Raw genomic sequence first — 12,456 nt, 5'->3', positions numbered from 1 at the left:
GCATGGCGGCACAGATCCGGGAGCTGCGCCAGCGGATCCGCTCGGTCAACTCGACCAAGAAGATCACCAAGGCGTACGAGCTCATCGCCACGTCCCGTCTCGCCAAGGCGCAGACGAGGGTCGCGGCGTCGCGCCCCTACGCGGAGGAGATCACCTCGGTCCTCTCCGCGCTGGCGACCGCGTCCGCGAACCTCGACCACCCGCTGCTGACCGAGCGCAAGAACCCGCGCCGCGCCGCGGTCCTCGTCGTGACGAGCGACAAGGGCATGTGCGGCGGCTACAACGCCAACGTGCTGCGGGCCGCGGAGGAGCTGCTCTCGCTGCTGCGGTCCGAGGGCAAGGAGCCCGTCCTCTACGTCATCGGGCGCAAGGGCGTGGGCTACTACAAGTTCCGCAAGCGCGCCATCGCGGGCGAGTGGACCGGCTTCTCGCAGCTGCCGCACTACGTCAACGCGGTCGAGGCCGGTGACGCGCTGGTCAAGGCGTTCGTCGCGGGCAGCGACGACGAGGGCGACCAGCCCGGCCCCGACGGCGTGCTCGGCGTGGACGAGCTGCACGTGGTCTACACCGAGTTCAAGTCGATGCTGAGCCAGACGCCGGTCGCCAAGCGGATCGCGCCGATGGTCGTCGACTTCGAGCCGGAGCCGCAGAAGCTCCAGTCGGTGTACTCGTTCGAACCGAGTGCGGAGACCTTGCTGGGCGCGTTGCTGCCCAAGTACGTCAAGACCAGGCTCTTCTCGGCACTGCTGGACGCGGCGGCCTCGGAGTCGGCGGCGCGACGGACCGCGATGAAGGCGGCGACGGACAACGCCACCGAACTGGTCCGCAACCTCAGCCGCCAGGCGAACCAGGCCCGTCAGGCCCAGATCACCCAGGAGATCAGCGAGATCGTCGGTGGCGCCTCCGCGCTTACCGGTGGCGCAGGAAGTGATGAGTGACATGAGTGCTACTGCCACCACCACCCGCACCGGCCGTGTGGTCCGGGTGATCGGTGCCGTCGTCGACGTGGAGTTCCCGCGCGACGCGGTGCCGGAGCTGTTCAACGCCCTGCACGCCGAGGTCACCGCCGAGGCGGTGGCCAAGACGCTGACCCTGGAGGTCGCCCAGCACCTGGGTGACAACCTGGTCCGCACCATCTCGATGCAGCCCACCGACGGCCTCGTCCGCGGCGCCGCGGTGACCGACACCGGCAAGGCGATCAGCGTGCCCGTCGGCGACGTCGTCAAGGGCCACGTGTTCAACGCGCTGGGCGACTGCCTCGACGAGCCCGGCCTCGGCCGCGACGGCGAGCAGTGGGCAATCCACCGCAAGGCGCCCGCCTTCGACCAGCTCGAGGGCAAGACCGAGATCCTGGAAACGGGCATCAAGGTCATCGACCTGCTGACCCCGTACGTCAAGGGCGGCAAGATCGGCCTGTTCGGCGGCGCGGGCGTGGGCAAGACGGTGCTCATCCAGGAGATGATCACCCGTATCGCCCGCGAGTTCTCCGGCACGTCGGTGTTCGCCGGCGTCGGCGAGCGCACCCGTGAGGGCACCGACCTCCTCCTCGAGATGGAGGAGATGGGCGTGCTCGGCGACACCGCCCTGGTGTTCGGTCAGATGGACGAGCCGCCCGGCACCCGCATGCGCGTCGCGCTGTCCGCGCTGACGATGGCGGAGTACTTCCGCGACGTGCAGGGCCAGGACGTGCTGCTGTTCATCGACAACATCTTCCGGTTCACCCAGGCGGGTTCGGAGGTGTCGACCCTGCTGGGCCGCATGCCGTCCGCCGTGGGTTACCAGCCGACGCTGGCGGACGAGATGGGTGAGCTCCAGGAGCGCATCACCTCGACGCGCGGTAAGTCGATCACCTCGCTGCAGGCCATCTACGTGCCCGCGGACGACTACACCGACCCCGCGCCGGCCACCACGTTCGCCCACCTGGACGCGACGACGGAGCTCTCCCGTCCGATCTCCCAGAAGGGCATCTACCCGGCGGTGGACCCGCTGTCCTCGTCCTCCCGGATCCTCGAGCCGTCGATCGTCGGCGAGGAGCACTACCGGGTGGCGCAGGAGGTCAAGCGGATCCTGCAGAAGTACAAGGAGCTGCAGGACATCATCGCCATCCTCGGCATGGACGAGCTGTCCGAGGAGGACAAGGTCCTCGTCGGTCGCGCCCGTCGCCTGGAGCGCTTCCTCGGCCAGAACTTCATCGTGGCCGAGAAGTTCACCGACCAGCCGGGTTCGTTCGTGCCGATCAAGGACACGATCGAGGCGTTCGACCGCGTCTGCAAGGGCGAGTTCGACCACTACCCGGAGCAGGCGTTCTTCTCCTGCGGCGGGTTGGACGACGTCGAGGCCAACGCCAAGAAGCTCGCCGGCAAGTAGGGCCGGGCTTTGCCGAAGGGCCGTTCCCCGCTCGGGGGACGGCCCTTCGGCCGTCGCGGGGCTCAGTGGGAGGCCCAGCCCAGGGCGCGGGAGATGGCCAGGCCGCACGTGCGCACGGCGGGCACGACGGTGTCCGTGCGGGTGCCCGTGGGCACGACGACGGACACCGCGGCCACCACGTCGCCGTCCGGTCCGCGCACGGGGGCGGCGACCGAGTAGGTGATCATCTCGATCTGGCGGTCGCTGATGGCGTAGCCGTCGCGGCGCACGCGGGCCAGGGCCTCGCGCAGTTCCGGCGCCGACGCGATCGTCCTGGGCGTGAACCGCTTGAGCGGCGCGGCCAGCACGGCCTCCTGCACGGCGACGGGCGCGGCGGCCAGCAGCACCAGGCCGACGCCCGTGCAGTGCGTCGGCATCCGGCTGCCGACCCGCGTCACCACGTTGACCGCGTCCCGCGCCGAGATCCGCTCCACGTACACGACCTCCGTGCCGTCGCGCACGGCCAGCTGGACGTTGTGCCGCGTGACCTCGTAGAGGTCCTCCAGGAACGGCAGGGCCCGGTCTCGCAGGTCGAGGCTGCCCGGCGACAGCGCGCCCAGCTCCAGCAGCCTCAGGCCCACGCGGTAGCGGCCGTCGGGCGCGCGGTCCAGGGCGCGCAGCTCCACCAGGGACGCCACCAGCCGGTGCGTGGTGCTCAGCGGCAGGCCCGAGTGGCGGCTCAGCTCGGACAGCGTGACCGCCGACCGGTCCACGGTGAACACCGACAGCAGCGAGAACGCGCGCTCCAGCAGCGACTTCGGGGTGGGCACCGGCCCAGTCTCCCAACGGCCTTCCGCTCATCGGAAACCGCCCTGCCCCGGCCAGGGTGACCCACACCACCCTCCCGGTATGAACAAATGGGTGCTCCCGCTGGGCTGGACGGCGGTACTGCTCGACGGCTTCGACCTCGTGGTGCTCGGCACCGTCCTCCCGGTCCTGCTCGACACGGGGCAGTGGGGCCTCACGCCGGCGTCCGCGTCGGTCGTCTCCACGGCGGGCCTGGTCGGCATGATGTTGGGCGCGATGGCGATCGGCACGGTCACCGACCTGGTCGGGCGGCGCAAGGCGCTGATCGCGTCCGTGTGCGGCTTCTCCTTGTTCACCGTGCTGTGCGCGGCGGCGCCGTCGATCGAGGTGTTCGGCGGGCTGAGGTTCCTCGCCGGCCTCGGCCTCGGCGGCTGCCTGCCGACGGCCATCGCGCTGGTCGACGAGTTCGCGCCGGCGCGGCGGCGCGGCCGGGCCACCACGCTGGTCATGACCGGCTACCACGTCGGGGCGGTGCTCACCGCGCTGCTGGGCATGGCGGTGATCCCGTCGCTGGGGTGGCGGGCGTTGTTCGTGATCGGCGCGGCGCCCGCGCTCGTGCTGGTGCCGCTGATGGTGCTGCTGCTGCCGGAGTCGCGGGCGTTCCGCTCGGCGCCGGTGTCGGCCGGGAGGCTGGTCGGCTCGCTGTTCCGGCCCGGCGTGCGGCGGGCCACGGTGGCGTTCTGGGCGGCGTCGTTCATGGGGCTGCTGCTGGTCTACGGCCTGAACACGTGGCTGCCGCAGATCATGCGCGCGGCCGGGTACCCGCTGGGCGCGGCGCTGGGCCTGCTGCTCACGCTGAACGTCGGCGCGGTGGTCGGGCTGCTGGTCGCGGGCGCGGTGGCGGACCGGGTCGGCGTGCGGCCGTCGACCATCGGCTGGTTCGCCGCGTCGGCGGCGGCCCTGGGCCTGCTCAGCGCACGGCTGCCGACCGCGGGCGTCTACGCGGCGGTGTTCGTGGCCGGGTGCTTCGTGTTCAGCGCGCAGGTCCTGGTGTACGCGTACGTGGGCCGCGTGTACGACGACGGCAACCGCGCCACGGGTCTGGGGTGGACGGCGGGCGTCGGGCGGATCGGGGCCGTCAGCGGGCCCGTGCTGGGCGGGGCGCTGCTCACCGCGGGCCTCGCGCACCCGTGGGGTTTCTACGCGTTCGCCTTGGTGGCGGCCCTGGGCGCGGTCGCGGTGACCGCCGTCGGAGCGGTCTCCGGGCGGGTAGCCGCGGGCCGTGGGAACGACTGAGGGTGGCTGGTGCGGCGGGGTGCACCGGTCACCGTTTAGACTGCGGTGGACTCCAGTCGACTCAGGGAGATGCGCGTGGCCGAGATGACCGTCCAGCTGGTCGCGGTGGAACGCCGCCTGTGGTCCGGCACGGCCACCTCGGTGGTCGCGCAGACCCTCGAAGGCGAGATCGGCATCCTGCCCGGCCACGAGCCGGTGCTCGGCCAGTTGGTCGAGGGCGGCGTGGTCCGGATCCGCACCACGGACAACGAGCTGGTGACGGCGGCCGTGCACGGCGGGTTCCTCTCCGTGACCGGCGACGGCGTGAGCATCCTCGCGGAGGCCGCGGAGCTCGCCCACGAGATCGACGTCGAGCAGGCTCGCTCGGACGTGCAGAACGCGGACGACGTACAGCGGGCCCGGGCGATCGCGCGGCTCCGCGCCGCCGGGCACTCGGCCTGACGCGGACGGGCGGACGAACGCCGTGGGGATCGCCGAACTGGTGGGGCTGGTCCTGTTCGGCGCGGTGGTCGTCCTCGCGTACCTGGCGTGGCGGCGAGTCCGGCTGCTGCGCGCGGGCGGCGTGCACGTCGCGCTGAGGTCCAGGCTCAAGGGCTCCGGCCGGGGCTGGCACCTGGGCGTCGGGCACTACCGGGGTGACGAGTTCACCTGGTTCCGCGTGCTGAGCCTGAGCCCCGGCCCGGACATGGTCATCTCCCGCGAGGGCTTCGAGATCGACGACCGCCGCGAGCCCACCGCACCGGAGGCGTACGCGATGCCCGCGGGCGCGGTGGTGCTCCGCTGTCGCGGCAACAAGGGCGAGGTCGAGATCGCGATGGGCCCGGACGCGCTGACAGGATTCCTGTCCTGGTTGGAGTCAGCGCCTCCGGGCCGATCCATTCCCTGGGCCTCCTAGCGACCACCGTCAGGTGAGGTCGAGGCCTCCGGTGACGGCCGGCCGCACCGCGGTCGTCGAGCTGATCGCCTCGTTGTCCAGCAGGTGGTCGTCGCCCTCGGGCAGGGACGCCACGGCCCGGAAGGTCACCTTCCCGAGCGCGACGTCGTGCGTGCGGACCTGGACCACTCGCGACGTGGTGGCCGAGCGGCCGTCCCCGGTGGTGTGGGTCAGCGTCACGGTGTAGTCGCCGTCGGCCGCGTAGCGGTGGTGCGGTCGCGTCGTGTTCGGCGAACGCGTCGTTCGGGAGCGCGGCGAGCCCGCTCACCGCGAACGTCAGCGACCCGCCCGAGCCGGCGTGGTACGAACCGGCGAGGAAGTGGTAGCTGGTGCCGGCCGTGACCGCGACCTCGACGCGCGACTGGTGGCTGCCGTTCCAGTCGTCGTTGCAGGCGATCGGGGTGAGCGAGCCGCGGAACCCGGTGTGCGCCGAGTGATCGGCGTCGCCTGGTCGAAGTCGTCGTTCGCGGGCGGCGCGGCGTGCGCGATCCCCGGGACGAGCAGACCGAGGAGGACGGCCACCACGACCGATCCGGATCTTCGTGTTCCGCGCACGGCGGGGTACCCCCACGTCGAGTGGACGCTCCCCGGCGTCCGGACCCGGCAGAGTGAACACAAGGACGATCGGTCGTGGTGGCCCATCGGCGGTCCGGACACTCGATCGGTCCGGGGACGTCACCCGGACAGAGTCAGGCGGGCTGCCTGATGCTCTCGAAGATCCTGGCGAAGCCCTCCTTCCCGTGACCGGCGTCGACCTGCCGCCGGATCAGGTTCTGCACCATGCCGACCACCTCGGTGGAGATGCCCTGCGCGGCGCTGGCGTCGAGCATGTCGCCGAGGTCGGAGAACTCCAGGCTCTGCTGTCCCGGCACGGTGTAGTCGCCGCCGTCGACCACGGCCGCGAACCCGGCGAACCCACCCGTCATCGCGGCCAGCCACGGCGCGGCCCGCCCGGCGAACTCGGTCGCCGTCACGCCCGCGCCCGCGACCATCGCGGCGCCGTGCAGGAAACCGGCGAACATCACGTACATGCCGGCGAGCAGGGCCAGGTCGTACAGCGACGCCAGGCCCGCGTCCTCGCCGAAGTACGCGCTCTCGCCCCACAGGTCCAGCAGCGGGCGGTGCCGCTCGAACGCGGTGGCCGAGCCGCTGTAGAGGACGGACGAGCCGGGCCGCCCGATCATGTCCGGCACGGCCATGATGCCGCCGTCGAGGTACACCACGCCGTGCGCCGCCGCCCAGCCGGCGAACTCCCTCGACTGGTCGGGCGTGGTCGTGGTGACGTTGACCAGCGTGCGGCCGGTGAGCAGGTCGGCCACCGGGTCGAGCACCTCGTGGACCGAGTCGGCGTCGAAGAGGCAGGCGATCACCACGTCGGACGCGGTCACGGCGTCGCGGACGGAGCCGGCGGCCGTGGCGCCGAGGTCGACGAGGGCTTCGGCCTTGCCGGGCGAGCGGTTCCAGACGGTCGTGACGTGCCCGGCGCGGACCAGGGCGGTGGCGAGGGCGGCGCCCATCGCGCCGAGCCCGAGGACGGTCGCTTTCGTGTTGGTCATGCCGAGATCGTCACTCGTACCGGTACGGTTGACCAGTACGGACTATTTTGTGCAGTACCCACCTTTTGGTAAGCACCCCCGGGAGGGGCCGATGGCGGCTCGACGTGGTCCCTACTTCTGCGGCATCGACGCCGCGATGGACGTGGTGTCCGGCAAGTGGAAGTCGCTGATCCTGTGGGAGCTGGCCGAGCACGGCGTGCGGCGGTTCGCCCAGCTGCGCCGCGGCCTGCCGGGCGTGAGCGAGAAGATGCTGGTCCAGCAGTTGCGCGAGCTGGAGGAGGACGGCCTCGTGCACCGCGAGGTGTTCCCCGAGGTGCCGCCGAGGGTGGAGTACGAGCTGACCGAGCACGGGGTGTCGCTCAACGAGGCGCTCGCCGCGCTGGGCGTGTGGGGCACCGCGCGGATCGAGCGCATCGGCGCCGAGAAGGTGGTCTACGCGTCCTGAGCGGGCACCCGCTCGGCGGGGCTCGGCCGGCGGAACAGGGTGCCCAGCCTGCGCAGGGCCTCCTGGTCGCCGGAGGCCGAGGCGGCGCCGGAGGCGATCTTGTCCGCCAGGCTCGACCGGCCGTCGGCCAGCGAGGCGAAGACGTCCTCGTCGGTCTCGACCACCGCGTCGGGCCGCCCGGCGGGGCCGTGGCCCGCGTCCACCTCGCCGTCGTCCACGCGGACGTGGAACACCTCGTCGCCGACCCGGAACTCGTAGACGGCCCGCACGCCCGCGGCGGCCTCGGCGTCGAAGAACGCCTCCATCGCCAGCACGGCCCAGCCGGGGTGGAACGTCTCGCCCGGGCGTCGTTCGCCCATGGCCCACCTCGTGCCCCAGCGGGCCAGGGCGAGCACGGCCGGCCCGAGCTCCCGGCCCGCCTCGGTGAGGTCGTAGGCGGGGGTCCGGGCCGGCGCGGGCAGCGTCACCTTGTGCGCGAGGCCTTCGCGTTCGAGGTGCTTGAGCCGGGCCGCGAGCAGCCCGGTGCCGAGGCCGCGCAGGCTCTGCTGGAGGTCGCCGAACCGCTTCGGCCCGGTCAGCAGCTCGCGGACCAGCAGGAGCGTCCAGCGCTCGCCGACGAGGTCGAGCGTCCGCGCGGTCGCGCAGTACTGGTTGTACGTCCGCTGGTCCACCGGCTCATCCTAGGGTCGCCGCCCCCCGGCCCACGACGGCGAGCAGCACGTCCGCGATGCGGCGCGGGTGGGTCAGCGGCGCGTCGTGCGGCCCGTCCACCGGCACGGTCCGGTAGCCGAGGTCGGCGGCGAACCGGGCGAACGGGAACGTCTCCGGCACGCAGTGGACGCCGGTGCCGGGGACGCGGTCGACGGCGCCGGTGAGGCGGGTCGGCTCGGTGAACGTCCGCAGCGCGTGGGTGCGCAGCCGCTGGTCGAGCCAGTGCGCGTCGTCGGGGTCGGTCACGCCGAACGACTCGGCTGCGGGCGGTGCGATCAGGCCGTCGGCGTTCGCGGCGGCCGTGACCCTGGCGGTGAACCAGTCCGGCGCCAGGTCGGTCAGGCTCGCGCCGGCCGGCCCGGCCCAGCCGTCGACCAGCACGAGGTGGGCCACCCGGTGCGGGCGGAGGTCGGCGGCCTGGCGGACCACCAGGCCCGCGTAGCTGTGGCCGACCAGCACCAGGTCCGGGTCCGCGACGGCGTCGACCGCGGCCACCACCTCGTCGGCGTGGTCGGACAGTCCGACGTCGCGGTCGTGCGTGAGGTCGGGCGTGACGACGTGCGCGCCGGTCGCCGTGAGCAGGGGCGCGACCCGTTCCCAGGCCCAGCCGCCGTGCCACGCGCCGTGGACGAGGACGTAAGTGGTCATGGTCGACCTCCGGGTAGGCGAACTTCCTGTTTTCGAAGCTTAGACTTCAAAAACAGGAAGCGCTACCTCCCGGGGTCAGGCGTTGGCGCCCGGCTGCCAGAGCACGTCGCCGTCCGGGTTGGCGACCCTGGCCAGGATGAACAGCAGGTCGGAGAGCCGGTTCAGGTACTTCGCGGTCAGCGCGTTCGTCTGCTCGGCCTCGACCTCGATCAACGCCCACGCGCCCCGCTCGGCCCGCCGGGCGATGGTGCGGGCCTGGTGCAGCAGCGCCGCGCCGGGTGTGCCACCGTTGAGGATGAACGACTCCAGCTTGCCCAACCGGGAGTTGAACGCATCGCACCACGACTCGAGCCGGTCGACGTAGGCCTGGGTGATCCGCAGCGGCGGGTACTTGGGGTCGGGGGCGATCGGCGTGCAGAGGTCGGCGCCGACGTCGAACAGGTCGTTCTGGACCTGCCGCACCACGTCGGCGACGTCGGGTTCCAGCGCGCCGAGCGCCAGGGCGACGCCGAGCGCGGCGTTGGTCTCGTCCACGTCGGCGTACGCCGTGATGCGGGGTGAGGTCTTGGGCACCCGGGAGAAGTCGCCGAGGCCGGTGGTCCCGTCGTCGCCGACGCGGGTGTAGATCTTCGTCAGGTGCACGGCCATGCGAAGCACTGTAGACACCGCGGTGGCCCACCACGGACGGGCACGATTCAGACCGTACGTAGGATTGCGGCACAACGAGCAAGGAGTCCGTTACGTGAGTGAGCACTTCCGGGTTCAGGGCGGTGGGCGGCTCGTCGGCGAGGTCGCCGTCGTAGGCGCGAAGAACAGCGTGCTCAAGCTGATGGCGGCGGCACTGCTGGCCGAGGGCACCACCACCATCACCAACTGCCCGGAGATCCTGGACGTGCCGCTGATGGCGGACGTCCTGCGCAGCCTCGGCTGCGAGGTGGCGATCGACGGCCGGGTCGTCACGATCACCACCCCGAAGGAGCTCAACCACCGCGCCGACTCCGAGGCGATGGGCAAGCTGCGCGCGTCCGTGTGCGTGCTCGGTCCCCTGGTGGGCCGGTGCAAGCGGGCCGTCGTCGCGCTGCCGGGTGGCGACGCGATCGGCAACCGGCCGCTGGACATGCACCAGAGCGGCCTGCGCAAGCTCGGCGCGCACAGCGAGATCGAGCACGGCTGCGTGATCGCCGAGGCCGAGGGCCTGCACGGCGCGCAGATCTGGCTCGACTTCCCCAGCGTCGGCGCGACGGAGAACATCCTGATGGCGGCGGTGCTGGCCAACGGCACCACGGTCATCGACAACGCCGCCCGCGAGCCGGAGATCGTGGACATCTGCGTGATGCTCCAGCAGATGGGCGCGAAGATCGAGGGCGCGGGCACGTCCACGCTCACCGTGCACGGGGTGGAGTCGCTCCAGCCGACCGAGCACCGGGTGATCGGCGACCGGATCGTCGGCGCCACCTGGGCGTTCGCGGCCGTCATGACCCGCGGTGACATCACCGTGCGCGGCGTGGACCCGCACCACCTCGACCTGGTGCTGGAGAAGCTGCGGATGGCGGGTGCGGACGTGACCACGCTCGACGACGGCTTCCGCGTGGTGCAGACCGACCGGCCGCGGTCGGTGGACTTCGTGACGTTGCCGTACCCCGGTTTCGCCACCGACCTGCAGCCGTTCGCGATCGCGCTGTCGAGCGTGTCCGACGGCACGTCGATGATCACCGAGAACCTGTTCGAGGCGCGGTTCCGGTTCATCGAGGAGATGGTGCGGCTGGGTGCGGACGCGCGCACCGACGGCCACCACGCGGTCGTGCGGGGTGTCGAGCGGCTGTCGAGCGCGCCGGTGTGGGCCTCGGACATCCGCGCGGGCGCGGGGCTGGTGCTGGCCGGGCTGTGCGCGGACGGCGCGACCGAGGTGTACGAGATCTTCCACATCGAGCGCGGCTACCCGGGCTTCGTGGAGAACCTGCGCAAGCTCGGCGCGACCGTGGAGCGCGTCGGCGCCTGACCCGCACCCGGTGTCGGGTGTTCGCCGGATACTGCGTGAGCAGCGACCTCCCTAGAGTCAGTGCGCGTTGGCCGACTTCAGGGGGAAGGCACGTGAGAGGATTTTTCGGCGGGTCGGGCCGGCGCGGGAGGGCGCTCGGCCTGGTCGCCTTGACGGTGGGGGCGGCGGCCATCGCGTTCTCCACACCGGCGTCGGCCGCGGAGCCGCCTCGGTGCACCACGATGACGGAGATGGTGCGGTCGGGTCACACGATCGCCGTGCCGACGGCCAAGGGCAGCACCTCGTGCCAGATCGGCCGCGACTACGCGGCGAACGCGACGCTCGTGTCCCGGTTCCAGTTCACGATGCGCCGGTGCTACCCGACGTTGAACCTGGCGTCGCCCTACTCGGACGAGAAGGTGGGCGACCTCTTCGCCGACGGCAGCTTCGGGCCTCGCACCGAGGCCGCGTTGAAGGCCGTGCAGCGCTACATCGGCACCGCCGCGGACGGCATCTACGGCCCGAACACCCGCGATCGGATGAAGTTCACGACGCCGGATCGCGTCTACTGCTACGGCTACTGAGTTCGAGGGGGATCAGCATGAGGGAAGGTTCAGGCTTGCGCCGGTTCGGCGTGGGTGTGGCAGCCGTGCTCATGGCCGTCACCGGGATGGCCGTGTCGGGGGGATCGGCGTCCGCGGCGACCGACCTGTGCGTGAAGATGGTGCCGCGCTACGTCGGCAGCAACATCAGCATCATGGTTCCGGCGAGCAGCGCGAACAGCCAGACGTGCCTGATCGGCAGCGGCCTGGTGGCGAACTACAAGATCGTGACGCTGTTCCAGGCCACGATGATCAAGTGCTACGGCGGTCTCCGGCTGGCGTCGCCGTACGAGGACGAGTTCATCCGCGACCTCGACGCCGACGGCAGCTTCGGCCCGCGCACCCAGGCCGCGTTGAAGGCGGTGCAGAGGTCCATCGGCGCCACGGTCGACGGGTCCTACGGGCCCAACACCCGTGATCGGATGAGGTTCATCGACGACCGCAACCGCTACTGCTACGCCTACTGAGCTGGGCGACGCGCACCGGACAGCCCTCCTGACCAACCGGGCCAGGAGGGCTGTCCGCGTGTCGTCGCCTGACCCCGCGCCCCGGTGTCGGGAGTTCGCCGGACACCGCGTGAGCAGCGACTTCCCTAGAGTCGGGGCATCGTGATGCCGGTGATCTCGGGGGAAGCGCATGAGGCGGTCGACGGGTGGCAGGGGTCTGCGGAGCAGGGCGATCGGACTGGTCGCCCTGGCGGTGGGCACGGCGGTGATCGGGCTCGCCGCGCCGGCGTCGGCCGCGACCCTGCCCCGCTGCACCTCGACCTCGGAGGTCGTGCGGTCGGGCCACACGATCGTGGTGCCGGTGAGCATCAGCAGCACCTCGTGCCACGTCGGCCGCGACTACGCGGCGAACGCGACGGTCGTGGGCCGGTTCCAGCTGACCATGAACCGGTGCTACGCGAGCCTGAACCTGGCCTCGCCGTACTCGGACGAGAAGGTCGGCGACCTCGATGCGGACGGCAGCTTCGGGCCGCGTTCCGAGGCCGCGCTGAAGGCGGTGCAGCGCTACATCGGCACCGCTGCGGACGGCATCTACGGCCCGAACACCCGGGACCGGATGAAGTTCCTGACGCCGGACCGCAGCCGCTGCTACGACTACTGACCTGCGGGCCCGACACGCCTGACTCC

16 protein-coding genes are annotated in these 12,456 nt (G+C 71.7%); 10 read left to right on the top strand and 6 right to left on the bottom strand.

The features are described from left to right. Nucleotides 1-2: 2 nt before the first annotated feature. Both ABTZ99_RS01285 and atpD read left to right on the top strand, forming a co-directional pair. Nucleotides 3-938 (top strand): F0F1 ATP synthase subunit gamma, encoded by a 936-nt coding sequence (locus ABTZ99_RS01285; RefSeq protein ID WP_498775138.1) that lies wholly within the window; start codon nucleotides 3-5, stop codon nucleotides 936-938. Nucleotide 939: 1 nt separating this feature from the next. Continuing rightward, a complete protein-coding gene (gene atpD, locus ABTZ99_RS01280) occupies nucleotides 940-2,367 on the top strand; it encodes a F0F1 ATP synthase subunit beta (RefSeq protein ID WP_498775136.1) in 1,428 nt (475 codons plus the stop codon). A 62-nt stretch (nucleotides 2,368-2,429) separates the two neighbouring features. On the opposite strand, the gene ABTZ99_RS01275 is transcribed toward atpD, so the two are convergent. Continuing rightward, nucleotides 2,430-3,176 (bottom strand): IclR family transcriptional regulator, encoded by a 747-nt coding sequence (locus tag ABTZ99_RS01275; protein WP_498775134.1) that lies wholly within the window; start codon nucleotides 3,174-3,176, stop codon nucleotides 2,430-2,432. Nucleotides 3,177-3,255: 79 nt separating this feature from the next. Here ABTZ99_RS01275 and ABTZ99_RS01270 point away from each other — a divergent pair, with 79 nt between their 5' ends. From ABTZ99_RS01270 to ABTZ99_RS01260, 3 genes are all read left to right on the top strand, one after another. Next, nucleotides 3,256-4,449 (top strand): MFS transporter, encoded by a 1,194-nt coding sequence (locus ABTZ99_RS01270; protein WP_499607226.1) that lies wholly within the window; start codon nucleotides 3,256-3,258, stop codon nucleotides 4,447-4,449. 75 nt (nucleotides 4,450-4,524) lie between these two features. Then, nucleotides 4,525-4,890, top strand: a complete 366-nt coding sequence (locus tag ABTZ99_RS01265) for a F0F1 ATP synthase subunit epsilon (protein WP_498775130.1) — start codon at nucleotides 4,525-4,527, stop codon at nucleotides 4,888-4,890. Nucleotides 4,891-4,912: 22 nt separating this feature from the next. Next, a complete protein-coding gene (locus ABTZ99_RS01260) occupies nucleotides 4,913-5,344 on the top strand; it encodes a DUF2550 domain-containing protein (protein WP_498775128.1) in 432 nt (143 codons plus the stop codon). A gap of 9 nt (nucleotides 5,345-5,353) precedes the next feature. Here the strand turns inward: ABTZ99_RS01260 and ABTZ99_RS01255 are convergent, their stop codons facing one another. After that, nucleotides 5,354-5,563, bottom strand: coding sequence for a hypothetical protein (locus ABTZ99_RS01255; protein WP_498775126.1), 210 nt, complete (start codon nucleotides 5,561-5,563; stop codon nucleotides 5,354-5,356). A 509-nt stretch (nucleotides 5,564-6,072) separates the two neighbouring features. After that, complete coding sequence (locus ABTZ99_RS01250; RefSeq protein ID WP_498775124.1) at nucleotides 6,073-6,939, bottom strand: NAD(P)-dependent oxidoreductase; 867 nt, start codon at nucleotides 6,937-6,939, stop codon at nucleotides 6,073-6,075. Between the two features lie 91 nt (nucleotides 6,940-7,030). Here ABTZ99_RS01250 and ABTZ99_RS01245 point away from each other — a divergent pair, with 91 nt between their 5' ends. After that, complete coding sequence (locus ABTZ99_RS01245; RefSeq protein WP_498775122.1) at nucleotides 7,031-7,384, top strand: winged helix-turn-helix transcriptional regulator; 354 nt, start codon at nucleotides 7,031-7,033, stop codon at nucleotides 7,382-7,384. Here ABTZ99_RS01245 and ABTZ99_RS01240 read toward each other — a convergent pair. The 3 genes from ABTZ99_RS01240 to ABTZ99_RS01230 form a co-directional block, all read right to left on the bottom strand. Next, entirely contained in the window at nucleotides 7,372-8,055 is a 684-nt protein-coding gene (locus tag ABTZ99_RS01240; RefSeq protein WP_499607220.1) for a winged helix-turn-helix transcriptional regulator, read from the bottom strand. The two genes, ABTZ99_RS01245 and ABTZ99_RS01240, sit on opposite strands and share 13 nt — an antisense overlap. A gap of 4 nt (nucleotides 8,056-8,059) precedes the next feature. After that, nucleotides 8,060-8,743 (bottom strand): alpha/beta fold hydrolase, encoded by a 684-nt coding sequence (locus ABTZ99_RS01235; RefSeq protein ID WP_499607217.1) that lies wholly within the window; start codon nucleotides 8,741-8,743, stop codon nucleotides 8,060-8,062. Between the two features lie 75 nt (nucleotides 8,744-8,818). Continuing rightward, on the bottom strand, nucleotides 8,819-9,391 hold the full coding sequence (locus tag ABTZ99_RS01230; protein WP_498775116.1) for a cob(I)yrinic acid a,c-diamide adenosyltransferase: 573 nt from the start codon (nucleotides 9,389-9,391) through the stop codon (nucleotides 8,819-8,821). 94 nt (nucleotides 9,392-9,485) lie between these two features. Between ABTZ99_RS01230 and murA the strand changes: the two genes are divergently transcribed. From murA to ABTZ99_RS01210, 4 genes are all read left to right on the top strand, one after another. Next, nucleotides 9,486-10,742 carry a UDP-N-acetylglucosamine 1-carboxyvinyltransferase gene (gene murA, locus ABTZ99_RS01225; RefSeq protein WP_499607213.1) on the top strand — a complete coding sequence of 419 codons (1,257 nt, stop codon included), beginning with the start codon at nucleotides 9,486-9,488 and terminating at the stop codon, nucleotides 10,740-10,742. A 92-nt stretch (nucleotides 10,743-10,834) separates the two neighbouring features. Then, nucleotides 10,835-11,305 carry a peptidoglycan-binding domain-containing protein gene (locus ABTZ99_RS01220; RefSeq protein ID WP_499607210.1) on the top strand — a complete coding sequence of 157 codons (471 nt, stop codon included), beginning with the start codon at nucleotides 10,835-10,837 and terminating at the stop codon, nucleotides 11,303-11,305. Between the two features lie 17 nt (nucleotides 11,306-11,322). Beyond that, nucleotides 11,323-11,790, top strand: a complete 468-nt coding sequence (locus ABTZ99_RS01215; protein ID WP_498775110.1) for a peptidoglycan-binding domain-containing protein — start codon at nucleotides 11,323-11,325, stop codon at nucleotides 11,788-11,790. A 169-nt stretch (nucleotides 11,791-11,959) separates the two neighbouring features. Next, nucleotides 11,960-12,430, top strand: coding sequence for a peptidoglycan-binding domain-containing protein (locus ABTZ99_RS01210; RefSeq protein WP_499607208.1), 471 nt, complete (start codon nucleotides 11,960-11,962; stop codon nucleotides 12,428-12,430). Nucleotides 12,431-12,456 lie beyond the last annotated feature (26 nt).

This window comes from Actinosynnema sp. NPDC002837, from assembly GCF_040295345.1.
GTDB lineage: Bacteria > Actinomycetota > Actinomycetes > Mycobacteriales > Pseudonocardiaceae > Actinosynnema.
This window is presented reverse-complemented; position numbering and strand designations above follow the sequence as displayed.